14 protein-coding genes and 1 tRNA gene are annotated in these 18626 nt (G+C 67.3%); 13 read left to right on the top strand and 2 right to left on the bottom strand.

The genetic code is table 11. The features are described 5' to 3' along the window. Positions 1 to 27: 27 nt before the first annotated feature. Entirely contained in the window at positions 28 to 1254 is a 1227-nt protein-coding gene (locus tag KUM44_RS01625) for a pyridoxal phosphate-dependent aminotransferase (protein ID WP_217205699.1), read from the bottom strand. A gap of 283 nt (positions 1255 to 1537) precedes the next feature. On the opposite strand from KUM44_RS01625, the gene KUM44_RS01620 reads away from it, so the two are divergent. From KUM44_RS01620 to KUM44_RS01570, 11 genes are all read left to right on the top strand, one after another. Beyond that, positions 1538 to 1610 (top strand) — tRNA-Trp (locus tag KUM44_RS01620). Between the two features lie 108 nt (positions 1611 to 1718). Further along, positions 1719 to 2003: a preprotein translocase subunit SecE gene (gene secE, locus KUM44_RS01615; protein WP_217205698.1), complete on the top strand. Its 285-nt coding sequence runs from the start codon at positions 1719 to 1721 to the stop codon at positions 2001 to 2003. An 80-nt stretch (positions 2004 to 2083) separates the two neighbouring features. Further along, positions 2084 to 2941, top strand: a complete 858-nt coding sequence (gene nusG / locus KUM44_RS01610; RefSeq protein ID WP_217205697.1) for a transcription termination/antitermination protein NusG — start codon at positions 2084 to 2086, stop codon at positions 2939 to 2941. Positions 2942 to 3109: 168 nt separating this feature from the next. Further along, positions 3110 to 3544 (top strand): 50S ribosomal protein L11, encoded by a 435-nt coding sequence (rplK, locus tag KUM44_RS01605; RefSeq protein ID WP_028805116.1) that lies wholly within the window; start codon positions 3110 to 3112, stop codon positions 3542 to 3544. Between the two features lie 79 nt (positions 3545 to 3623). Beyond that, positions 3624 to 4349 (top strand): 50S ribosomal protein L1, encoded by a 726-nt coding sequence (gene rplA, locus KUM44_RS01600; protein WP_217205695.1) that lies wholly within the window; start codon positions 3624 to 3626, stop codon positions 4347 to 4349. A 130-nt stretch (positions 4350 to 4479) separates the two neighbouring features. Then, entirely contained in the window at positions 4480 to 5289 is an 810-nt protein-coding gene (locus tag KUM44_RS01595; RefSeq protein WP_217205693.1) for a hypothetical protein, read from the top strand. A gap of 107 nt (positions 5290 to 5396) precedes the next feature. Beyond that, on the top strand, positions 5397 to 6248 hold the full coding sequence (locus KUM44_RS01590) for a hypothetical protein (protein WP_308402452.1): 852 nt from the start codon (positions 5397 to 5399) through the stop codon (positions 6246 to 6248). Between the two features lie 289 nt (positions 6249 to 6537). Further along, positions 6538 to 7068, top strand: a complete 531-nt coding sequence (gene rplJ / locus KUM44_RS01585; protein ID WP_217205691.1) for a 50S ribosomal protein L10 — start codon at positions 6538 to 6540, stop codon at positions 7066 to 7068. A 114-nt stretch (positions 7069 to 7182) separates the two neighbouring features. Further along, on the top strand, positions 7183 to 7572 hold the full coding sequence (rplL, locus tag KUM44_RS01580; protein WP_062706819.1) for a 50S ribosomal protein L7/L12: 390 nt from the start codon (positions 7183 to 7185) through the stop codon (positions 7570 to 7572). Positions 7573 to 8163: 591 nt separating this feature from the next. After that, positions 8164 to 11649, top strand: coding sequence for a DNA-directed RNA polymerase subunit beta (gene rpoB, locus KUM44_RS01575; protein WP_217205689.1), 3486 nt, complete (start codon positions 8164 to 8166; stop codon positions 11647 to 11649). Positions 11650 to 11747: 98 nt separating this feature from the next. After that, positions 11748 to 15647: a DNA-directed RNA polymerase subunit beta' gene (locus KUM44_RS01570; protein ID WP_217205688.1), complete on the top strand. Its 3900-nt coding sequence runs from the start codon at positions 11748 to 11750 to the stop codon at positions 15645 to 15647. A 302-nt stretch (positions 15648 to 15949) separates the two neighbouring features. Here KUM44_RS01570 and KUM44_RS01565 read toward each other — a convergent pair whose 3' ends face one another. Further along, on the bottom strand, positions 15950 to 17431 hold the full coding sequence (locus KUM44_RS01565) for a DUF6056 family protein (protein ID WP_217205687.1): 1482 nt from the start codon (positions 17429 to 17431) through the stop codon (positions 15950 to 15952). A gap of 325 nt (positions 17432 to 17756) precedes the next feature. On the opposite strand from KUM44_RS01565, the gene rpsL reads away from it, so the two are divergent. Together rpsL and rpsG are read left to right on the top strand one after the other, a co-directional pair. Beyond that, positions 17757 to 18128 (top strand): 30S ribosomal protein S12, encoded by a 372-nt coding sequence (gene rpsL / locus KUM44_RS01560; RefSeq protein WP_003948652.1) that lies wholly within the window; start codon positions 17757 to 17759, stop codon positions 18126 to 18128. Positions 18129 to 18130: 2 nt separating this feature from the next. Continuing rightward, positions 18131 to 18601: a 30S ribosomal protein S7 gene (rpsG, locus tag KUM44_RS01555; protein ID WP_003992340.1), complete on the top strand. Its 471-nt coding sequence runs from the start codon at positions 18131 to 18133 to the stop codon at positions 18599 to 18601. Positions 18602 to 18626: the final 25 nt, after the last annotated feature.

The following is an 18626-nucleotide window of genomic DNA, read 5'->3' as shown; positions in this document are numbered from 1 at the left end:
GTATGTGCCCCGGGCCGATCCGGAACGTCAGTCCCGCGCCTCGGCCAGCAGCTTCTGGATCCGGCTCACGCCCTCGACGAGGTCCTCGTCACCGAGCGCGTACGACAGCCTCAGATAGCCCGGCGTGCCGAAGGCCTCGCCCGGGACGACCGCGACCTCGGCCTCCTCCAGGATGAGCGCGGCCAGCTCGACCGAGTCCTGCGGACGCTTGCCGCGGATCTCCTTGCCGATGAGGGCCTTCACCGACGGGTACGCGTAGAAGGCGCCCTCGGGGTCGGGGCAGACCACGCCGTCGATCTCGTTGAGCATCCGCACGATCGTCTTGCGGCGGCGGTCGAAGGCCTCACGCATCTTCGCGACGGCGTCCAGGTCACCGGAGACGGCGGCGAGGGCGGCGGCCTGCGCCACGTTCGAGACGTTCGACGTCGCGTGGGACTGGAGGTTGGTCGCGGCCTTCACCACGTCCTTCGGGCCGATGATCCAGCCGACCCGCCAGCCGGTCATGGCGTACGTCTTGGCCACCCCGTTGACCACGATGCACTTGTCGCGCAGCTCGGGCAGGACGGCGGGCAGCGACACGGAGACCGCGTCGCCGTAGACGAGGTGCTCGTAGATCTCGTCGGTCATCACCCACAGGCCGTGCTCGACGGCCCAGCGGCCGATCGCCTCGGTCTCGGCCTCGCTGTAGACGGCGCCGGTCGGGTTGGACGGCGATACGAAGAGGACGACCTTCGTCTTCTCCGTACGGGCCGCCTCCAGCTGCTCCACGGAGACGCGGTAGCCGGTCGTCTCGTCGGCGACGACCTCGACCGGCACACCGCCCGCGAGACGGATCGACTCCGGGTAAGTCGTCCAGTACGGGGCGGGGACGACGACCTCGTCGCCCGGGTCGAGGATCGCGGCGAAGGCCTCGTAGATGGCCTGCTTGCCCCCGTTGGTGACGAGGATCTGGGAGACGTCGGGCTCGTAGCCGGAGTCGCGCAGCGTCTTCGCGGCGATGGCGGCCTTCAGCTCGGGCAGACCGCCGGCCGGGGTGTAGCGGTGGAACTTCGGGTTCTTGCAGGCCTCGATGGCGGCCTCGACGATGTAGTCCGGGGTCGGGAAGTCGGGCTCACCGGCGCCGAAGCCGATCACCGGCCGCCCGGCGGCCTTGAGGGCCTTGGCCTTGGCGTCCACGGCGAGGGTGGCGGACTCGGAGATCGCGCCGACTCGGGCGGAGACCCGGCGCTCGGTGGGAGGGGTTGCAGCGCTCATGGGGCCCATCGTTTCAGACAGGAAACGCGCCCGGCACGGGGGTTTCACAGACTGAACATCAGCTGAACAACCGTGCGGATCCGGGCCACGGCCAGCGGATCTTGCGTCCGAGGGCCGGTGATCTTCGGCCGATCTTTCGTCGGCCAACCCTCCCACGGGCGCTTTCTGTTCGACGGCGCGCCCAGGACCACGTACACTCTCACCTCGTTGGCCATCAGCGGTCCGCAGTCGCAGGGTGCACACCGTGCACCCGCCCGGATGCGGTACGTTGGGGGACACACAAAGGGTCGTAGCTCAATTGGTAGAGCACTGGTCTCCAAAACCAGCGGTTGGGGGTTCAAGTCCCTCCGGCCCTGCTACACACACCTTCGCCAGGATGTGTGCGCATGTACGTACAGAAATGCACCGCCGTGCGGCTCAGACCGGGCGCGGCACGGCCACGACCCGGAATCAGGTGAGGACGAGTGACGGACGCCGTGGGCTCCATCGACATGCCTGATGCCCAGGACGAGGCGCCGGAGTCGAAGAAGACCCGTAAGGGTGGCAAGCGCGCCAAGAAGGGCCCGCTGAAGCGACTCGCGCTCTTCTACCGCCAGATCATCGCGGAACTCCGCAAGGTCGTCTGGCCGACGCGCAACCAGCTGACGACGTACACCACTGTGGTGATCATCTTCGTCGTCCTCATGATCGGCCTGGTGACCGTGATTGACTATGGGCTCGACCACGCCGCCAAGTACGTCTTCGGCTGAGCCAAGAGCGAAGGGCGCCGCGGTTACCGGCGCCCCTTTCGCATGTTCCACCCCTATGTATCCAGGAAGAAGCAGCCACCGTGTCTGACCAGAACGTGAACGACGCCATCGAGCCACACGGGCAGGGTGTCGAGTCCGTGGAAGACGAGCTCGAGATCGTCGAAGGCGCGGACGAGGACCTGGACGAGGTCGAGGCTGCCGAGGCCGAGGCGGGCGAGCCCGCCGAGGAATCCGCCCTCCACGTCGAGGACGAGTCCGGCGGTGACGTCGAGGCTGTCGAGGACGAGGAAGAGGACGCCGAGGAGGAGCCGGCCGAGCCGGTCGACCCCGTCGCCGCCCTGCGCGACGAGCTCCGCACGCTGCCCGGCGAGTGGTACGTCATCCACACCTACGCCGGTTACGAGAACCGCGTGAAGACCAACCTGGAGCAGCGCGCCGTCTCGCTGAACGTCGAGGACTACATCTTCCAGGCCGAGGTGCCGCAGGAAGAGGTCGTCCAGATCAAGAACGGCGACCGCAAGACGATCAAGCAGAACAAGCTGCCGGGTTACGTCCTCGTCCGCATGGACCTGACGAACGAGTCCTGGGGCGTCGTCCGCAACACCCCCGGCGTCACCGGCTTCGTGGGCAACGCCTACGACCCGTACCCGCTGACCCTGGACGAGATCGTCAAGATGCTCGCCCCGGAGGCCGAGGAGAAGGCCGCCCGCGAGGCCGCCGAGGCCGAGGGCAAGCCGGCTCCGCAGCGCAAGGTCGAGGTTCAGGTGCTGGACTTCGAGGTCGGCGACTCGGTCACCGTCACCGACGGCCCGTTCGCCACGCTGCAGGCCACGATCAACGAGATCAACGCCGACTCGAAGAAGGTCAAGGGTCTGGTGGAGATCTTCGGGCGCGAGACGCCGGTCGAGCTGAGCTTCGACCAGATCCAGAAGAACTGACTCTTTCTGGACCTACCGCTTCCGCGCAGGTCAGGCGGGCTCTCGTAGCCGGTCTGACCTGCTCGGTTTTTGGCCGCGCATCTATACCCGTTATCGTTGTGCGGTATGCCTTCATCTGGGACGCGACCCGGGCGGAGGCACGCCTCAATCGAAAGGACCCGGAGAGTAATGCCTCCCAAGAAGAAGAAGGTCACGGGGCTCATCAAGCTCCAGATCCAGGCCGGTGCCGCCAACCCGGCTCCGCCGGTCGGCCCCGCGCTGGGTCAGCACGGCGTGAACATCATGGAGTTCTGCAAGGCCTACAACGCCGCGACCGAGTCGCAGCGCGGTTGGGTCATCCCGGTGGAGATCACGGTCTACGAGGACCGTTCCTTCACCTTCATCACCAAGACGCCGCCGGCCGCCAAGATGATCCTCAAGGCCGCGGGCGTGGAGAAGGGCTCCGGCGAGCCGCACAAGACCAAGGTCGCCAAGATCACCGAGGCGCAGGTCCGCGAGATCGCCACCACCAAGATGCCCGACCTCAACGCCAACGACCTGGACGCCGCCGCGAAGATCATCGCCGGTACCGCCCGTTCCATGGGCATCACGGTCGAGGGCTGACCCCAACCCCCCAAGCAGAAGTGAGTGGCAGGGCCTGCTCGGCCCGGACCACAACTCCTAAGAAATCACAGGAGCAGTTGTGAGCAAGCGCAGCAAGACTCTCCGCGCTGCGGACGCCAAGATCGACCGGGAGAAGCTGTACGCCCCGCTCGAGGCCGTCCGTCTCGCCAAGGAGACGTCCACGACCAAGTTCGACGGCACCGTCGAGGTCGCCTTCCGTCTGGGTGTCGACCCGCGTAAGGCCGACCAGATGGTCCGTGGCACCGTGAACCTTCCGCACGGCACCGGTAAGACCGCCCGGGTCCTGGTCTTCGCGACCGGCGACCGTGCCGAGGCCGCGCGTGCCGCGGGCGCCGACATCGTCGGTGCCGACGAGCTGATCGACGAGGTCTCGAAGGGCCGCCTGGACTTCGACTCCGTCGTCGCCACCCCGGACCTCATGGGCAAGGTCGGCCGCCTCGGCCGCGTGCTCGGTCCGCGTGGTCTGATGCCGAACCCGAAGACCGGCACCGTCACCCCCGACGTGGCCAAGGCCGTCACCGAGATCAAGGGCGGCAAGATCGAGTTCCGCGTCGACAAGCACTCGAACCTGCACTTCATCATCGGCAAGGTGTCCTTCGACGACACCAAGCTGGTGGAGAACTACGGCGCCGCGCTGGAGGAGATCCTCCGTCTGAAGCCGTCCGCCGCCAAGGGTCGCTACATCAAGAAGGCCGCGATCAGCACCACGATCGGCCCCGGCGTTCCGGTCGACCCGAACCGCACCCGCAACCTCCTCGTCGAGGAGGACCCGGCCGCGGTCTGAGCCACCGGCTCACCAGGCTCGAAAGCGGGCCCCACACCCTTCCCGGGTGTGGGGCCCGTCCCCTTCTCCCACCACGTTTGTCAGTGCCCTGGGTTAACGTGCATTCACGGGATTCGCACAGGGGGGACGAATGACGAGCACGAGGGCGCGCCGGTCGGCGTTCTGGATCGCGCTGCTGACCGCGCTGACGGCCCTGACCGCCTGTACCTCCGCCGACCGCCCCGACGAGGCGGAGCGCACCGGGCCCGCCCGCGCCGTGACGGCCGCCCTGCGCACCGTCGAGCGGTCCACCGGCCAGGCCGAGTCCGCTCGCGTCAGATCCACCACCACCATGGGTTCGACGCTGTCCATGAAGGCCGACGGCACCCTCGCCTGGGCCGACGACCTCACCGGCATCCTGACGATCACCTACACCGGCGGCACGACGGCCGAGGCGATGCGCCGCCTCGGGACCACGTCGATGGAGGCCCGCTACCTCCCCGACGCCTACTACGCGCGCATAGGTGAGGCGTTTTCCGCCAAGACCGACGGCAAGCACTGGATCAAGTACGCCTACGACGACCTGGACGACCTCGCCGGCAGCGCCGGAGCAGATCTCGCCGACCAGATGCGCGGCACCGCCCCGCACACCTCGGTGAAGCGGCTGCTGTCCTCCACGGACGTACGCAAGGTCGGCGAGGAGACGGTCGGAGGCGAGCGCACGACGCACTACTCCGGGACGGTGCGGGCGGACGCCGGCACCCCCGAGCAGACCGTCGACATATGGGTCAACGGCCGGGACCTGCTGGTCAAGAAGGTCGAGAAGGGCCGGACGGCCACCGGGCGGCTGACCCAGACCGCGTACTACAGCGACTACGGCGTGAAGACCAGGGTCGAGAAGCCTCCGGCGGGGGACACCGTGGACCTCAAGGAGCTTCTGAAGGACTCGGCGGGTCGCTGAATTCGCAAAACCGTTCAGGTCGCCTGGGATACGCTCCCGATCTTGCTGTGCGCCGACCACGCATCAGCCATGCTTCGCGTCAGCCATGTGTTCCTCGGGGGGAATCAGTGAGGCCTGCCGTACGTGCCGTCCTGCCTGCCGTCGTTCTGCCCGCGGCCGTGCTGTTGCTCGCCGGCTGTGGGACGGGAGCCGGTGCCGAGGAGTCCGGGGGCTCATCGGCCGCCGACGCCGTCGCGCGGGCCGCGGAGAGGACCGAAGGACTCATGTCCCTGCACTATCGGGTGACCGGCCGGTTTCCGCAGCGGGGGCCGATAGCGGACGAGGGGACCGTCCGGAGGAAGCCGCTGGAGGCGCGGCTCACGACGGCCAACCTGAGCGGCGATCAGAAGGGCGAGACCGAGCTGCGCCTGGTCGGCGGGGTGCTGTACGGCAGCGCGACCGACGACATGGTCGAGAAGCTGGGCGGGCGGCACTGGATCAGCTACGGCCCGCACGAGGAGTTCACCACGGATAGCGGCCTGCGCATGGATGTCGCCGGCCTGCGCGACCAGGTCGGCCGCAACCCGGCGCGGGAAGCCGCCTTCCTGGCCGATGCGGAGGACGTGAAGCGGGTCGGCCCCGAGAAGGTCGACGGCGCTGATACGACGCACTACGCGGGCACGGCCACGGTCGACGAGCTCCGGGACTCGCTCGAGGAGATCAAGGACAAGGCCGTCCGGGAAGGACGGGCGAACAGCCTCGATCAGTACGAGAAGGCGGGCGTGGACGAACTCACCCTGGACGTGTGGGTCGACCGCGACGACCACGTCAAGCGGCTCCGCACCCAGGGCTTCGGCCGCCACGGCGCGCTGGACCTCACCTTCACCTTCCTCGATCAGGACAAGCCGGTGACGGTCCCCGCGCCTCGCGCCGACGACACCGCGGACATGCGCAAGCCGCTGAAGAAGAGCCGGAGCTGAGAGCCGTAGGGGCCGATTTGCCTGACTGCGATTGAGTCCCGTACTCTCCTACAGAAGCCAAAGACCGCTGGTCGTTGCCGTGCGCTCGCAAGAGAGTGCGGTGGCCGAAGGATCCGCTGAAAATGCGGGCGACCCGCGCAGGTGACAGTGGAAGAACTCCCGGAGTGCGCGCGTCCAGTGTGTACGCCCGGTCGAGTCCGCCCCGTGCGCCTGCGCCGGGGCGTTTCGTTTTCCCCAGACCTCCTTCGGGTCCGCGCGGTCAGAATCACCCGGAAGGAGGCCGAGGCTCATGGCGAGGCCCGACAAGGCTGCCGCAGTGGCCGAGTTGACGGAGCAGTTCCGCAACTCCAACGCTGCCGTGCTGACCGAGTACCGCGGTCTCACCGTGGCGCAGCTCAAGACGCTGCGTCGTTCGCTCGGTGAGAACGCTCACTACGCCGTGGTGAAGAACACGCTGACCAAGATTGCGGCCAACGAGGCCGGGATCAACACGCTGGACGACCTGTTCAACGGTCCGACGGCTGTCGCCTTCGTCACCGGGGACCCGGTGGAGTCGGCGAAGGGTCTCCGTGACTTCGCCAAGGACAACCCGAATCTCGTCATCAAGGGCGGTGTCCTTGAGGGCAAGGCGCTCAGCGCCGACGAGATCAAGAAGCTTGCGGACCTCGAGTCCCGCGAGGTTCTGCTCAGCAAGCTGGCCGGTGCCTTCAAGGCGAAGCAGTCCCAGGCTGCCTCCGTCTTCCAGGCGCTGCCGTCGAAGCTCGTCCGCACGGTGGACGCGCTCCGCGCCAAGCAGGCCGAGCAGGGCGGTGCCGAGTAATTCGGCTCGCACACTGGCCCCCGCAGCCTGACCGCGGAGGCCACAGCGGGCCGACGTACGCCCGCCTCACCCAGTACATCCGGCACCTGCCGATTTAGTGGAAGGACCGCCATCATGGCGAAGCTCAGCCAGGAAGACCTGCTCGCGCAGTTCGAGGAGATGACCCTCATCGAGCTCTCCGAGTTCGTGAAGGCCTTCGAGGAGAAGTTCGACGTCACCGCCGCCGCTGCCGCGCCGGTCGTCGTCGCCGGTGGTGCCGCTGGTGGCGCCGCCGCCGAGGCCGTCGAGGAGAAGGACGAGTTCGACGTCATCCTCACCGGCGCCGGCGACAAGAAGATCCAGGTCATCAAGGTCGTGCGTGAGCTGACCTCCCTGGGTCTGAAGGAGGCCAAGGACCTCGTGGACGGCGCCCCGAAGCCCGTCCTCGAGAAGGTCGCCAAGGACGCCGCCGAGAAGGCCGCCGAGTCCCTCAAGGGCGCCGGCGCCTCCGTCGAGGTCAAGTAAGGCCTTCCGGGTCTTGCAGGTCGAGTACGACCTTCGCGCTTGCTGAAAGCAGCCTCCTGAGGCTGTAACGCAGTCGCACCGAAGAGCGATCATCCATTCGGGTGGTCGCTCTTCGGCGTTCCTGGGGGCGCGGCCACGGTTACCTTGCGCCCGCTTCGGCGGGGGGTATGGTGATCTTCGTCGTGTCTCCGGGAGCCCCTGGGTTCGGGCATGGGGGCCTTGACGAACCGCACGCAGCGCGCAATTCTCAGGACGCGTCGTCACAAGGATCCGAATCCGAGGCATGGATCGGCGACGAAGAGGGCAGTATCAACGTGCATTGAGGGCAAGCATGCCGAGGGCGTTGAGGACAACGAGGGTCGCGAAAAACCCGCACTGGACATCAGTGTGCCAAGTGGCTACACTGACCCTTTGCGCTGCCTGTTAGCTGTCCCCTGCCCGTCACCAGGGGCATGCCCTCGCTTGAGCACCGATGACCGGACCATCCCTGACCTGGCCATTCTTTGGTCGGAGAAGGTAACCCGTGTCTCTGTGCCCCAGTGAGGGGCCGGTACGCGCGTAGTGAGTCCGAGCCCTCGGAAGGACCCCCTCTTGGCCGCCTCGCGCACTGCCTCGACCGCGAATACGAACAACGGCGCAAGCACCGCCCCGCTGCGCATCTCTTTTGCAAAGATCAAGGAGCCCCTCGAGGTTCCGAACCTGCTCGCGCTGCAGACCGAGAGCTTCGACTGGCTGCTCGGCAACACCGCCTGGCAGAGTCGGGTCGAGGCGGCTCTGGAGTCGGGTCAGGACGTCCCCACCAAGTCCGGTCTGGAGGAGATCTTCGAGGAGATCTCCCCGATCGAGGACTTCTCCGGGTCGATGTCGCTGACGTTCCGCGACCACCGTTTCGAGCCGCCGAAGAACAGCATCGACGAGTGCAAGGAGCGCGACTTCACGTTCGCCGCCCCGCTCTTCGTGACGGCTGAGTTCACCAACAACGAGACCGGCGAGATCAAGTCGCAGACGGTCTTCATGGGCGACTTCCCGCTCATGACGAACAAGGGCACCTTCGTCATCAACGGCACCGAGCGTGTCGTGGTGTCGCAGCTGGTCCGTTCGCCCGGTGTCTACTTCGACAGCTCGATCGACAAGACGTCCGACAAGGACATCTTCTCCGCCAAGATCATCCCGTCCCGGGGTGCCTGGCTGGAGATGGAGATCGACAAGCGCGACATGGTCGGTGTGCGTATCGACCGCAAGCGCAAGCAGTCCGTGACCGTTCTGCTCAAGGCTCTCGGTTGGACGACCGAGCAGATCCTGGAGGAGTTCGGCGAGTACGAGTCGATGCGCGCCACCCTGGAGAAGGACCACACCCAGGGCCAGGACGACGCGCTGCTCGACATCTACCGCAAGCTGCGTCCGGGCGAGCCCCCCACCCGTGAGGCCGCGCAGACGCTTCTGGAGAACCTGTACTTCAACCCGAAGCGCTACGACCTCGCCAAGGTCGGCCGCTACAAGGTCAACAAGAAGCTGGGTGCGGACGCTCCGCTGGACGCGGGCATCCTGACCGTCGAGGACGTCATCTCGACGATCAAGTACCTGGTGAAGCTGCACGCCGGCGAGACCGAGACGGCCGCGGACAACGGCCAGACGATCGTCGTCGAGACCGACGACATCGACCACTTCGGCAACCGTCGTCTGCGCAGCGTCGGCGAGCTCATCCAGAACCAGGTCCGCACGGGTCTGGCTCGTATGGAGCGCGTCGTGCGTGAGCGCATGACGACCCAGGACGTCGAGGCGATCACGCCGCAGACCCTGATCAACATCCGGCCGGTCGTCGCCTCCATCAAGGAGTTCTTCGGCACCAGCCAGCTGTCGCAGTTCATGGACCAGAACAACCCGCTGTCGGGTCTCACCCACAAGCGCCGTCTGTCGGCTCTTGGCCCGGGTGGTCTGTCCCGTGAGCGGGCCGGCTTCGAGGTCCGTGACGTGCACCCGTCCCACTACGGCCGTATGTGCCCGATCGAGACCCCTGAAGGCCCGAACATCGGTCTGATCGGCTCGCTCGCCTCCTACGGCCGGGTCAACGCGTTCGGTTTCGTGGAGACGCCGTACCGCAAGGTCGTCGACGGTCAGGTCACCGACGAGGTCGACTACCTGACGGCCGACGAAGAGGACCGCTTCGTCATCGCGCAGGCCAACGCCACGCTCTCGGACGACATGCGGTTCGCCGAGAACCGTGTCCTCGTCCGCCGCCGTGGTGGTGAGGTCGACTACGTCGCCGGTGACGACGTGGACTACATGGACGTCTCGCCGCGCCAGATGGTGTCGGTCGCGACCGCCATGATCCCGTTCCTCGAGCACGACGACGCCAACCGTGCCCTCATGGGCGCGAACATGATGCGGCAGGCCGTGCCGCTGATCAAGTCCGAGTCCCCGCTCGTCGGCACCGGCATGGAGTACCGCTCCGCCGTCGACGCCGGCGACGTGGTCAAGGCCGAGAAGGCGGGTGTGGTCCAGGAGGTCTCCGCGGACTACATCACCACCGCCAACGACGACGGCACGTACATCACGTACCGCCTGGCCAAGTTCGCCCGCTCCAACCAGGGCACCTCGGTCAACCAGAAGGTCATCGTCAACGAGGGCGACCGGATCATCGAGGGCCAGGTCCTGGCTGACGGTCCGGCCACCCAGAACGGCGAGATGGCGCTGGGCAAGAACCTGCTCGTGGCGTTCATGCCGTGGGAGGGTCACAACTACGAGGACGCGATCATCCTGTCGCAGCGCCTCGTGCAGGACGACGTCCTCTCCTCGATCCACATCGAGGAGCACGAGGTCGACGCCCGTGACACCAAGCTCGGCCCCGAGGAGATCACCCGGGACATCCCGAACGTCTCCGAGGAGGTCCTCGCCGACCTCGACGAGCGCGGCATCATCCGTATCGGTGCCGAGGTCATCGCCGGCGACATCCTCGTCGGCAAGGTCACGCCCAAGGGTGAGACCGAGCTGACGCCGGAGGAGCGCCTGCTGCGCGCGATCTTCGGTGAGAAGGCCCGTGAGGTCCGTGACACCTCGCTGAAGGTGCCGCACGGCGAGACCGGCAAGGTCATCGGCGTCCGCGTCTTCGACCGCGAGGAGGGCGACGAGCTTCCCCCCGGTGTGAACCAGCTGGTGCGCGTGTACGTCGCGCAGAAGCGCAAGATCACCGACGGTGACAAGCTCGCCGGCCGCCACGGCAACAAGGGCGTCATCTCCAAGATCCTGCCCATCGAGGACATGCCGTTCCTCGAGGACGGGACCCCCGTCGACATCATCCTCAACCCGCTGGGTGTGCCGTCCCGAATGAACCCGGGACAGGTCCTGGAGATCCACCTCGGCTGGCTCGCCAGCCGCGGCTGGGACGTCTCCGGCCTGGCCGACGAGTGGGCGCAGCGCCTCCAGGTGATCGGCGCCGACTCGGTCCAGCCGGGCACCAACGTCGCGACCCCGGTCTTCGACGGTGCGCGTGAGGACGAGCTCGCGGGTCTGCTGCAGCACACCATCCCGAACCGTGACGGCGAGCGCATGGTGCTCCCGACCGGTAAGGCGCGGCTGTTCGACGGCCGTAGCGGTGAGCCGTTCCCGGACCCGATCTCGGTCGGCTACATGTACATCCTGAAGCTGCACCACCTGGTCGACGACAAGCTGCACGCCCGTTCGACCGGCCCGTACAGCATGATCACCCAGCAGCCGCTGGGTGGTAAGGCCCAGTTCGGTGGCCAGCGCTTCGGTGAGATGGAGGTGTGGGCGCTGGAGGCTTACGGCGCCGCGTACGCCCTCCAGGAGCTGCTGACCATCAAGTCCGACGACGTCACCGGCCGCGTGAAGGTCTACGAGGCCATCGTCAAGGGCGAGAACATCCCCGAGCCCGGCATCCCCGAGTCCTTCAAGGTGCTCATCAAGGAGATGCAGTCGCTCTGCCTGAACGTGGAGGTGCTGTCCAGCGACGGTATGTCCATCGAGATGCGTGACACCGACGAGGACGTCTTCCGCGCAGCGGAGGAGCTCGGCATCGACCTGTCCCGGCGCGAGCCGAGCAGCGTCGAAGAGGTCTGACGGGAGTCCGGCGGGGCCCTCACCCACAGGGCCCCGCCGACCCCCAGGCCCCCGTTTCAGACCCCAAGACTTACAACCCTGAGAGGGATTGACGCATAGTGCTCGACGTCAACTTCTTCGATGAGCTCCGGATCGGTCTGGCCACCGCTGACGACATCCGTCAGTGGAGCCACGGCGAGGTCAAGAAGCCCGAGACCATCAACTACCGCACCCTCAAGCCCGAAAAGGACGGACTCTTCTGCGAGAAGATCTTCGGTCCGACCCGGGACTGGGAGTGCTACTGCGGCAAGTACAAGCGTGTCCGCTTCAAGGGCATCATCTGTGAGCGCTGCGGCGTCGAGGTGACTCGCGCCAAGGTGCGTCGTGAGCGGATGGGCCACATCGAGCTGGCCGCGCCTGTCACGCACATCTGGTACTTCAAGGGTGTCCCGAGCCGTCTGGGCTACCTGCTCGACCTGGCTCCCAAGGACCTCGAGAAGGTCATCTACTTCGCGGCGTACATGATCACGTACGTCGACGATGAGCGCCGTACGCGTGACCTGCCCTCCCTGGAGGCGCACGTCTCCGTCGAGCGGCAGCAGATCGAGAACCGCCGGGACGCCGACCTGGAGGCCCGCGCCAAGAAGCTCGAGACCGACCTGGCCGAGCTGGAGGCCGAGGGTGCCAAGGCCGACGTGCGCCGCAAGGTGCGCGAGGGCGCCGAGCGTGAGATGAAGCAGCTGCGTGACCGTGCGCAGCGCGAGATCGACCGTCTCGACGAGGTGTGGACCCGGTTCAAGAACCTCAAGGTCCAGGACCTCGAGGGCGACGAGCTGCTCTACCGCGAGCTGCGTGACCGCTTCGGCACGTACTTCGACGGCTCGATGGGTGCCGCGGCGCTCCAGAAGCGCCTGGAGTCCTTCGATCTCGACGAGGAGGCCGAGAAGCTCCGCGAGATCATCCGTACCGGCAAGGGCCAGAAGAAGACCCGTGCGCTCAAGCGCCTGAAGGTCGTCTCCGCGTTCCTCCAGACCAGCAACAGCCCCAAGGGCATGGTGCTGGACTGCGTGCCGGTCATCCCGCCGGACCTTCGCCCGATGGTGCAGCTGGACGGTGGCCGCTTCGCGACCTCCGACCTGAACGACCTGTACCGCCGTGTGATCAACCGCAACAACCGTCTGAAGAGGCTCCTCGACCTCGGCGCGCCCGAGATCATCGTCAACAACGAGAAGCGCATGCTTCAGGAGGCTGTTGACGCCCTCTTCGACAACGGCCGTCGCGGCCGGCCGGTGACCGGTCCCGGTAACCGTCCGCTGAAGTCCCTCAGCGACATGCTGAAGGGTAAGCAGGGTCGATTCCGTCAGAACCTGCTCGGTAAGCGTGTGGACTACTCCGCGCGTTCCGTGATCGTCGTCGGTCCGCAGCTGAAGCTGCACCAGTGCGGTCTGCCCAAGGCGATGGCGCTGGAGCTCTTCAAGCCGTTCGTGATGAAGCGCCTGGTCGACCTGAACCACGCGCAGAACATCAAGAGCGCCAAGCGCATGGTGGAGCGCGGCCGTACGGTCGTGTACGACGTCCTCGAAGAGGTCATCGCCGAGCACCCGGTTCTGCTGAACCGTGCTCCCACCCTGCACCGCCTCGGCATCCAGGCCTTCGAGCCGCAGCTGGTCGAGGGCAAGGCCATCCAGATCCACCCGCTCGTCTGCACCGCGTTCAACGCGGACTTCGACGGTGACCAGATGGCCGTGCACCTGCCGCTGTCCGCGGAGGCGCAGGCCGAGGCCCGCATCCTGATGCTGTCCTCGAACAACATCCTGAAGCCGGCCGACGGTCGCCCCGTCACCATGCCGACCCAGGACATGGTTCTTGGTCTGTTCTTCCTCACCACCGACGGTGAGCTGCGCGACACCAAGGGCGAGGGCCGGTCCTTCGGCTCCACGGCCGAGGCGATCATGGCGTTCGACGCCGGTGAGCTCGCACTCCAGTCGGCGATCGACATCCGCTTCCCGGTGGGCACCATCCCGCCGCGCGGCTGGACCCCGCCGGCGCAGGAGGAGGGCGAGCCGGAGTGGCAGCAGGGGGACACCTTCCGCCTGCGCACCACCCTGGGCCGCGCGCTCTTCAACGAGCTGCTGCCCGAGGACTACCCGTTCGTCGACTACTCGGTGGGCAAGAAGCAGCTCTCCGAGATCGTCAACGACCTCGCCGAGCGCTACCCCAAGGTCATCGTGGCGGCGACGCTCGACAACCTGAAGGCGGCCGGTTTCTACTGGGCGACCCGTTCCGGTGTCACCGTGGCCATCTCCGACGTCGTCGTTCCCGAGGCGAAGAAGGAGATCGTCCGCGGCTACGAGGCGCAGGACGAGAAGGTCCAGAAGCAGTACGAGCGCGGTCTGATCACCAAGGAAGAGCGCACTCAGGAGCTCATCGCGATCTGGACCAAGGCGACCAACGAGGTCGCCGAGGCGATGAACGAGAACTTCCCCAAGACGAACCCCATCTTCATGATGGTTGACTCGGGTGCCCGAGGAAACATGATGCAGATGCGGCAGATCGCCGGTATGCGTGGTCTGGTGTCGAACGCCAAGAACGAGACGATCCCGCGTCCGATCAAGGCGTCCTTCCGTGAGGGCCTGTCCGTGCTGGAGTACTTCATCTCCACGCACGGTGCCCGTAAGGGTCTGGCGGACACCGCCCTGCGTACCGCCGACTCGGGTTACCTCACCCGTCGTCTGGTGGACGTCTCGCAGGACGTCATCATCCGCGAGGAGGACTGCGGCACCGAGCGCGGCCTCAAGCTGGCCATCGCCGAGCGCGGCGCCGACGGCGTCCTGCGCAAGGCGGACAACGCCGAGACGTCCGTGTACGCGCGCTGCCTCGCCGAGGACATCGTCGTCGACGGCAAGGTGCTCGCCCCGGCGGGCGTCGACCTCGGTGACGTCCTCATCGACGTCCTCGTCGGCGCGGGTGTCGAGGAGGTCAAGACCCGCTCGGTCCTGACCTGTGAGTCCGCCGTCGGCACCTGCGCGATGTGCTACGGCCGTTCGCTCGCCACCGGCAAGCTGGTCGACATCGGTGAGGCGGTCGGCATCATCGCCGCCCAGTCCATCGGTGAGCCCGGTACCCAGCTGACGATGCGTACCTTCCACACCGGTGGTGTGGCCGGTGACGACATCACCCAGGGTCTGCCGCGTGTCGTCGAGCTCTTCGAGGCCCGTACCCCGAAGGGTGTCGCCCCGATCTCCGAGGCCACCGGCCGCGTGCGGATCGAGGAGACCGAGAAGACCAAGAAGATCGTCGTCACCCCGGACGACGGCAGCGACGAGACGGCGTACCCGATCTCGAAGCGTGCCCGACTCCTGGTCAGCGAGGGCGAGCACGTCGAGGTGGGCCAGAAGCTCACCGTGGGTGCCACCAACCCGCACGACGTGCTGCGCATCCTGGGTCAGCGTGCCGTCCAGGTCCACCTGGTCGGCGAGGTCCAGAAGGTCTACAACTCGCAGGGTGTGTCGATCCACGACAAGCACATCGAGATCATCATCCGGCAGATGCTGCGCCGTGTGACGATCATCGAGTCCGGCGACGCCGAGCTGCTGCCCGGCGAGCTGGTCGAGCGCTCGAAGTTCGAGACCGAGAACCGTCGTGTGGTCCAGGAGAGCGGTCACCCGGCCTCCGGTCGTCCGCAGCTCATGGGTATCACCAAGGCCTCGCTGGCCACGGAGTCCTGGCTGTCGGCGGCGTCCTTCCAGGAGACGACCAGGGTCCTCACGGACGCGGCGATCAACGCCAAGTCCGACTCCCTGATCGGCCTCAAGGAGAACGTCATCATCGGTAAGCTCATCCCGGCCGGTACGGGTCTGTCCCGCTACCGCAACATCCGGGTCGAGCCGACCGAGGAGGCCAAGGCCGCGATGTACTCGGCCGTCGGCTACGACGACATCGACTACTCGCCGTTCGGCACGGGCTCCGGCCAGGCCGTTCCGCTGGAGGACTACGACTACGGGCCGTACAACGGCTAAGAGTCGCTGAGAAGCCCCCCGCCGCTCCGAGAGGAGAGGCGGGGGGCTTCTTCGTGCCGTGGCGGCGGACGCTGCGTCGTCTGCTGCGGTGCGGGCGGGGCTGCGGGTGTACCGGGGCCCTGCGGCGGCGGGGTCGCGGGTGTGCGGCCCCTGTGCGGCCGTGTGCGGTGCCGTGGATGGACCGCCCCAGCTCGGGCTCGTACCGCGGTCCGGCCGGGCGCTCGTACTGGGCCCGGCCTGGCGCTCGTACGCGAAGGGGCCGCCGCCCGGCCGGGCGGCGGCCCCTGTACAGCCGCGGTCCGCTACGGGCGGTGGATGCGCTCCACGCCGTAGTACGTCGCCGCGCACTGCGCGGCCCAGTCCTTGGTGTAGTTCCTCGTGAAGTACGGCTCCGCGAGCCAGCCGATGGACAGCGGCCGGTACGCCACGTCGGTGGCGCCGTTGGCGATCTCCTTGCGGATGCGGCTGTCCTGGCGGTCCCAGGCGATGCCGCGGGCGACCGTGGTGGAGGTCAGCTTCTGGACCGCCGGCACCAGCGCGGCCACGGTGGCCAGCCCCAGGGCGCCGGCGAGGGCGACGGCGACGGCGGGGGCGGCCCCGCGGGCGGCCGAGCCGGAGCTCAGGCGGATGCCTATCCAGCGGCCCAGCCACACCCCGTACAGGCACAGTGCGAGCAGCAGCGGGGTCATGAAGTTCGTCCAGGTCCGCCCGTACGTCCAGCCGGTCGGGCCGTAGCCGCTGCGCAGGCCGAGGGCGACCAGGAAGGAGCCGGCCAGCACCAGCGGTACGGGCAGCAGCATGGCGGTCAGGGTCACCGCGCGGGACGGGCTCCTCAGCGGCTCGCGCCCGGCGGGGGAGCAGAGCGCGACGGCCAGGCCCAGCAGCAGGCCGGCGGCCGCGGCGCCGAGGTACGCCCCCTGGCCGGCGATCGCGTCGAGCATGTGGCCCCAGCCCTGGGCGGTGGCCTTCAGCTCGGTTGCGGAGAGCATCGACTCCTTGGGCGGCTGCTGGGCACGCCGCCAGCGGGCACCGGGGGAGGTGTAGAGGATTCCGAGGCCGGCGACGAGGCCGACGCACCAGGTGGCGCACCACGTGAAGGGATACCAGCTCCTGGCCAGCTTCAGCCGGGGCAGTGCCAGGAGTCCGGCGACGCCCGTGATCAGGCCGCTGACCAGGGTGAAGGGCTCGCTGAGCATGCCGATGGCGAGGGCCAGGACCAGCGCGAGGACCAGGCCCGCCCGGCGGACGGCCGGGCGCTCGCTGCGGGCGGTCCAGATGCCGAAGACGACGGCCCACACGCCGAGGATGCTCGGGATCGTGTGCGAGATGGTCGCCGGAGCCCAGAGCAGGACTTGGTACGTGCGGGTGCCGGCGAAGAAAAGCAGGGTCTCCAGTACGGCGGCGACGGCGATGAGCACGGCCAGCGGGACCTTCCAGCCGAGCAGGCCGAGCACCTCGCGGGCCAGGAGCACCAGGCCGGCGCCGAGGGCCAGGACCAGGACCGCGGGCAGGACCTTGGGGCCGAGCAGGCCGTCGGCGTAGATGATCCCGCTGAGGAAGGCGTTGGTGACCCGGCCGTTCTGGGTCATGTAGAAGTCCGAGGTGATGCCGAACAGGCCCATGTCGCGGGCCTTCCAGGCGGCACACCAGTCGTCCGAGGTGGGTCGCACGTACAGCCCCAGGAACGCGCCGACGGACAGGAGGGCCCCTGCGGCGACGGCGAGGACGGCGCCGCTGAGGACCAGCGGTGTGCGGACGGCGCCGCGGGGCGAATCGGAACTCATGGGTGATCTTTCCGAGTGGGGGCGCGGGCTATAATGATCAGTTTCGGTAGTCTAGGCAGCCGCCCGCGGGCCGGCTGGTACGCCCTGGGCGTGGGCATTTGTTTTGACCGCGGCGTATGAGGTAGGTACGCTCAGACCTTGTGCCTGGGGTGTGCCCTGGCTCTCGTGCGTGCCTTCAACCGCATAGCGAGCTGTGAGCGGCCACCGCAATCTGTGCTCTTTTCGCCTCGCGGCGGGAGTCCGCCGGATTCGACACACCCGACCGCGTGGGTCGGCGACGTTCCAGGTTAGCTTCACCATTCGGCACACAGAAACCGGAGAAGTAGTGCCTACGATCCAGCAGCTGGTCCGCAAGGGCCGGCAGGACAAGGTCGAGAAGAACAAGACGCCCGCACTCGAGGGTTCCCCTCAGCGTCGTGGCGTCTGCACGCGTGTGTTCACGACCACCCCGAAGAAGCCGAACTCGGCCCTGCGTAAGGTCGCGCGTGTGCGTCTGACCAGCGGGATCGAGGTCACCGCTTACATTCCGGGTGAGGGACACAACCTGCAGGAGCACTCCATCGTGCTCGTGCGCGGCGGCCGTGTGAAGGACCTGCCGGGTGTTCGCTACAAGATCATCCGTGGCTCCCTCGACACCCAGGGTGTCAAGAACCGCAAGCAGGCCCGTTCCCGCTACGGCGCCAAGAAGGAGAAGTAGAAATGCCTCGTAAGGGCCCCGCCCCGAAGCGCCCGGTCATCATCGACCCGGTCTACGGTTCCCCTCTGGTCACGTCGCTCATCAACAAGGTGCTGCTGAACGGCAAGCGCTCCACCGCCGAGCGCATCGTCTACGGCGCCATGGAGGGTCTGCGTGAGAAGACGGGCAACGACCCGATCATCACGCTGAAGCGCGCGCTGGAGAACATCAAGCCGACCCTCGAGGTCAAGTCCCGCCGTGTCGGTGGTGCGACGTACCAGGTTCCGATCGAGGTCAAGCCCGGTCGTGCCAACACGCTCGCGCTGCGCTGGCTGGTCGGTTACTCCCGCGCCCGTCGCGAGAAGACCATGACCGAGCGTCTGCTCAACGAGCTCCTCGACGCTTCCAACGGCCTCGGTGCCGCTGTGAAGAAGCGCGAGGACACGCACAAGATGGCCGAGTCCAACAAGGCCTTCGCGCACTACCGCTGGTAGTCGCTACCCACATCGAGACCGAGAG

The sequence above is a fragment of the Streptomyces sp. AC550_RSS872 genome (genome assembly GCF_019049285.1).
In the GTDB taxonomy this organism is placed as follows: domain Bacteria; phylum Actinomycetota; class Actinomycetes; order Streptomycetales; family Streptomycetaceae; genus Streptomyces.
Note: the sequence above shows the minus strand (reverse complement) of the source record. Positions and strands in the feature narration are given on the sequence as shown.